A 4809-nucleotide genomic window follows, 5' to 3' on the forward strand; every position below is an offset into this window, starting at 1 on the left:
GATCGTGAAACACCGTCGAAATGATGTTAACAATAATGCAGTTGCGCGCGATTCGCCAACACAAGGATGGGCACAGAAATAATAAAGCGAATTGCAATAGTCAATAGAAGCGAAACGGCCGTGCGCCTGATCCGGGCTGCCCGGGAGTTCAACGCCGAGCACAACCACAGCATCCGCACCATCGCCCTGCACGCCGACCCCGAGCGGCGCGCGGTTCGTCCGCCGAGCCGACGAGAGGGTCACCCTGCGGCGCAACGACACCACCAACCTGTACCTCGACCACGCCGAACCCGAGCGCGCTGATCGAGGCCGACACCGACACCGTCTGGTGGGCGCGCCGGCGCCGGCGCCGCGGTCGGCGTCCTCGGTGTTGAGCCGGACACCATGCTCTCGCCCGCCACCGTGAAGCACGGCTGGGGCACATTCCGGCGGCGACGGGCAGGAAGGCAGGGCCCGTGATGATCTCCTTCCTTCCATGGAGCCAGGGCAACGGCCACCCGCCGCATGACCGGGTTCAGAGCACATGAGATAGGCAGGGCTACAGCTCGCCTCGAGGGGTTGCGATGCGCACTGAACCGCACATTCACACTGCGGCAAGTGAGTCGGCGTGGCCGAGCGGGCGCAGGGCACCGCCTGAACCGCTGCGCGACGCGCCAGACCGCAGTCCTGGTCGGAGATGGAGCGCTTGCTCTCCGCCGGATCCGGCCCGCAACCTGCCCGATTGCCACGGCGCCGACAGCCCGACCTGGTCCCGGAAACGGGAGAAGTACGAGGCGGGTGCGCTCGCCCGCGCCGGAGTTGCCCGCCGATCTCCATCCGCGGCATGGCAGCATTTGTGGCGATCCGCCCGCGCGGCTGATAGGGCCGTGGCAGTTTCAATTGCCGTGATCGGCGCGGGCTAGACTTCGTACAGCCCCGACGGCGGCATGCTCGCCGTATCGGCAGGGATGACCGTACGGCTGTTCAGTCGCCGCAATGGGTCGGCAACCGATGTCCAACTCGATCTCGGCCATGCCTGGTGGGTATCCGATCCGTCATTCAATTCGGTGAGCGACACACTGGCGGCCGCTACCGGCGCGGGCGTGGTTCTGATGGATGTCACCGACCGATCAAATCCGCGCGAGAAGAACAGATTCGGCGGGGCCGCCAGAACCGTCTCGTTCAACAGGACCGGTACCTACATTGCGGCCGCCAGCCAGACAAACGAACGGGACGTAGATATTTACTTGACCGCGAACGGCCAGCGTCACGCGCGCCTTCCGCAGCCGGGAATCACCGGTGCCGTCAACTTCCGTACGTCCGATCGAGGTGAAACCCTGATCGCGCCGTTCACCGGTGCGGCAGGTCCAATGGTGAACGAGTGGCCGGTCCCCGGCCCGCTTGTCGACGGTCCTGTTACCTGGATGGACGCCGACTCGGAGCGAAACGCCGTCACAGTCGTCGCCAACTCGGATGGTTCCGCGGTCCTGCGCTCGTACGACGTAGCGGCACCGGACCCGACCACCGAGCGGCATCGGCCGCTGAACCTTCCTGAATCGATTGACGCACTTGCTGTTTCGAATAGCGGCTCGATCGCGGCCGTGGCAACGCCCGATCCCCCGACGCCAACGTTACGGCTGTTTCGTCCACCGGTCACCTTCCCATCAACTGGAATACCTTCGAATCGTCATCGCTTGACGTCCGTTGACAGGCCAGATCGGGCGTGGTCCAATCAGGCCATCAACTGGTGTGAATAGAATGCAATGTGAAACCACGCTTGTTGACATTTTGGCGGATTGCATCGTGTCGTGGTGAGAGGACCGGCAGTGGAGAGGAGCCACACCGCGGGGTCGGAGGGTGCGGTGACCAGTTCCGAGGGTGAGGATCTTGCGACGTTGGCCGATCGGATCGCGGACGGGCTGCGCGGGCTCGCCCCGCCCGGGTGGCAGCGGTTGGAGGCGTGGTTCGCGATGACCGTGGTCGCCGAATCGGTGCTGCTGGTGGTCGACGAAGGTACCCGATGCCCGGTACCGGATGCGGCGTGGGCGGTGGTGCGCAGGCACCGGCAGCTCTCGGCGGAGTCGGTGGGCGGGCCGTGGTGGCGGTTGCTGGTGCGGATCGATGCGGAAGGGGTCGAGGCCGTCGCCGATTACGGTGCGGAGCCGTTCCCCGGTGAGCAGTTGTTCACCCCGGATGCTTATCTCGCCGATGTGGAGCGCTATCCGCGGGATCGGTTGCCGGTGTGGTTGGCGGCGTACATCGGGCGCGGTGAACACCGGTCGCGGTCGCCGCGGGCGGCCGTGGACGGGATGCGGGCGGACCAGCGTGCGGGTGTGCGAGCGGTCGCCGTGGACGGCGAGCTGCCGGTGCTGGCGGTGATGTGGGCCCGATGGGCGGTGCTGGCGGCGGCCTTCGTGGCGGTTGAGTTGCGGCGGGGGCCGCGGATCGGACCGTCGGTGGGCGTCTTCGAAAGCGCGGGACACAGTGGTTCGACATTGACTTTGCTGCCCGGTGACCGGGCAGTGCTGTCGGGTGGGGTGTGGGATGCGTCAGTTCTGGACGCCGCCTACAACGAGGGTGCGGCAATGCCGGAATTGTTTGCGGGAGCACCCGATTGGGTGGCCGACCCGGTGCTGAACCCGCGGGTGGCAACCGGTTTGCTGTCGTTCTGCTACTGGTGGGAGGCCGGGCAGTGGCATCGGGGCGAGTCGGCTCCGATACCGGAATGCGCGCCGGCGCTGCCCGCGGTGTGGACGGTCGGCACCGTGGCGAATGTCGTCGGCAGCCTGCTGGACGACCGGGGCGGTACGGCGGAAGGGGCCGAGCTGTTGGTGTCGGCGGCGCAGGCCGGCGCGGTGACTCGTGAGGCGATCGTGCAGGTCTTCGGTGGTGACGCCGACATCGATGGCGCCCTGTTCCAGTTCGTGCTCGCGGACCTGGTCGCGTACCACGCCGGTGGGATCGGCGCGGCGGAGGCGCTCGACCTCGTCCGGGAACACATCCGCCAACGGGGTTACGACACCACGGGATACCCGCTGTCGACGCTGCGGGCCGATCGCATCAGTGTGGGCTGGCTGGTCCGTTCGCCGGTGCCGGACGGCGGATTGGCTTTGGACCGTGCGGTTTTCTATGTCGCCGACGATGGCGTGGTGGAGCGCTCGACCACGTCGGTGCCGCTGTCGGTGTTCATCACCGATTTCGAGCGACGGCTCCGGCTGCGCGGCAACGGCCGAGCCTGACCGGAGGGAATCGCGACGTGAACGATGAACTTCAGTTGGATCCGGACCACCTGCGGAATCGGGGAGCGCGGCTGGCCGAACTCGGCGACCGCGTGGGGCAAACCTATGCGGGACTGCGCGATTGCCTGGTGCACGCCGAAGGCAGTTGGGGCGACGACGATATGGGTGTCGCGTTCGCCAGGGAGTTCAAGCCGCATGCCGACCAGTTGCTGGCCGATCTGCGGGCGATGGCGGAAAGCATGCACGGCACGGCCGCCGGAATAGTGGACGCCGCAACCCAATTCGAAGTGCAGGACAGCTACGGTGCCAACCAGGTCGGCACTACTGCCGCCGACCTGGACCTGAACAGCGCGCCCCAGCCGGACGGCAGCGCGGGTACGTCGTCGCCTCTGGGCGCGCTGACGTCCGATCCCGCGGCGACCATTCCGGCAGCGGGGGCCCCGGCGTATTCCACGGGCCGGGCTGACCCCACTGAACGATCCACCCACGGCGGGTCGCGGACACAGGATGCGGCCGCGGGAAGCTCCACGCCGCAGGGCGGTCCGCAGCGCCCGGACTCTTCGGATCGAACCGGCCGGGGGTCGGATCAGGCAGGCAGTGGCAAATCCGGCAATCCTGCCGGTGACTCCGGTCGCCGACCCTCGTCATCCCCGGTGTCGGCACCGTCCTCCCGGGTGTCGCCGCCGTCCGCCCAGGTGTTGCCCCCGGCTGCCGCGCGGAATGCGGCCCCACTCCTGGGCACGGCGTCCGGACCGAAGCCAGCGGCCGGTGCGGGGCGGACGGGCACGCCGTGGACCGGGCAACAGCCCCGGACACCCGGCGCGCCCGCGGGTGCCGAGCCGAATCCCTCGAGCCCTCGGTACGGTTCCCCTCCACGACCGAACAAGCCCGCCGATGAACCGCGGCGCGGGCGTGATCGGCGCGATTCCGACGGGCGACCAGATTCCGATCCCATGGTGCGGTGGCTGGCGCGGACGTTGGCCGAGCACCATGGTGTGCAGGTGGCCGGATTCGATACACCCGGCCTGCGGGTGGCCGCGGTGCGGGAGTTCGTGGCCGCGGTCGATCGGGTGCTCACCGACTACCCGGTGATCGGCCTGGATGTCGTCGCGGTGGCGGAACTCGGCGACGAATCGAGCATGGTGCGGTGGAGTTCCGAACCAGATGACTCCCAGGGCACGACTCGCTCGATCACGCTCGACCAACGGACCGCGCAGGAGCCGAGGGAAGTTACCGCGGAAACCGATGCCGGACTGGGTATCTACGTGGCCACGTTAGGTGAATTCGGCCGGGCGCTCGATGTCGCGGGTGGTGGTCTCGCGCGCAGGCAGGCACAGCGCGTCCTGCTCACGGAGTACCTGCGTCGGGAGCCGGGACGACACCGCACCCTCGCCGAGGTGGTGCACGGTTACCAGCGCTGGCGTGGCGAGTTGACCGGGAATACCACGACCCCAGGCGAATTCGACGTGAGCCGGGCCCTCGGCGCCGCGTTCGCCGAGGTAGTGCTGCACGGTAATGAAGCGGGCATCCAGGCGAAAATACTGCATCCGGTGCTGGTCGCCGCGGCCTCTCGGGCCCGGTAGGCAGTTCG

General features: G+C 67.9%; 4 protein-coding genes. All 4 read left to right on the plus strand.

Annotated features, from left to right (window positions below):
• Window positions 1-66 precede the first annotated feature (66 nt).
• A complete protein-coding gene (locus OG874_RS44800; protein ID WP_442943373.1) occupies window positions 67-303 on the plus strand; it encodes a biotin carboxylase N-terminal domain-containing protein in 237 nt (78 codons plus the stop codon).
• A 623-nt stretch (window positions 304-926) separates the two neighbouring features.
• Window positions 927-1736, plus strand: coding sequence for a hypothetical protein (locus OG874_RS21920; RefSeq protein WP_330256983.1), 810 nt, complete (start codon window positions 927-929; stop codon window positions 1734-1736).
• Window positions 1737-1841: 105 nt separating this feature from the next.
• Window positions 1842-3218: a hypothetical protein gene (locus OG874_RS21925; RefSeq protein WP_330256984.1), complete on the plus strand. Its 1377-nt coding sequence runs from the start codon at window positions 1842-1844 to the stop codon at window positions 3216-3218.
• Between the two features lie 17 nt (window positions 3219-3235).
• The gene (locus tag OG874_RS21930) at window positions 3236-4801 is read left to right on the plus strand and encodes a hypothetical protein (protein ID WP_330256985.1); all 1566 of its coding nucleotides are present in this window, start codon (window positions 3236-3238) and stop codon (window positions 4799-4801) included.
• Window positions 4802-4809 lie beyond the last annotated feature (8 nt).

It is taken from the genome of Nocardia sp. NBC_00565 (assembly GCF_036345915.1).
Taxonomy (GTDB): domain Bacteria; phylum Actinomycetota; class Actinomycetes; order Mycobacteriales; family Mycobacteriaceae; genus Nocardia.

Coding starts and splice junctions, on each gene's coding strand:
- OG874_RS44800 (WP_442943373.1), top strand. CDS start 67: ATGGGCACAGAAATAATAAAGCGAATTGCAATAGTCAATAGAAGCGAA.
- OG874_RS21920 (WP_330256983.1), top strand. CDS start 927: ATGCTCGCCGTATCGGCAGGGATGACCGTACGGCTGTTCAGTCGCCGC.